Annotated in this window: 1 protein-coding gene; it reads right to left on the bottom strand. The window is 48.0% G+C overall.

The window, feature by feature from the left end:
- Positions 1 to 527, bottom strand: a 527-nt coding sequence (locus tag C6366_RS20855; protein ID WP_107740639.1) for a thymidylate synthase, incomplete at both ends; no start/stop codon positions are given.

The following is a 527-nucleotide window of genomic DNA, read 5'->3' as shown; positions in this document are numbered from 1 at the left end:
TCATCATGGTAAGCAAGGCGTAGGATGCAATATTAAATGGTACGCCCAGAAAAATGTCTGCACTTCGCTGGTAAAGTTGGCAGCTGAGCGTGCCGTTGGCCACATAAAACTGAAAAAGAATGTGGCACGGAGGCAGTTGCATCTCATCAATTTGTCCCACATTCCAGGCACTCACAATGTGACGGCGCGAATCGGGGTTGCTTTTGATGGATTGTATTACCTGCTGAACCTGATCAATGTGTGTTCCGTCATAGCCCGGCCATGAGCGCCATTGGTAGCCATATATTGGGCCGAGTTCGCCATCTTCTTTGGCCCATTCGTTCCAAATACGAACGCCGTTATCCTGAAGGTATTTCACATTGGTACTTCCTTTTAAGAACCAAAGCAGTTCGTGGATAATGGATTTGAGGTGAAGTTTTTTGGTTGTGACAAGCGGGAACCCTTCGGCAAGGTTGAAGCGCATTTGGTGACCAAACACGCTGATAGTACCTGTTCCGGTACGATCTTCCTTATGGACGCCCTCATCC

This window comes from Desulfonatronum sp. SC1, assembly GCF_003046795.1.
In the GTDB taxonomy this organism is placed as follows: Bacteria; Desulfobacterota; Desulfovibrionia; order Desulfovibrionales; family Desulfonatronaceae; genus Desulfonatronum.
The sequence above is the reverse complement of the archived record's forward strand: the minus strand, read 5'-3'. Positions and strand labels throughout refer to the sequence as shown.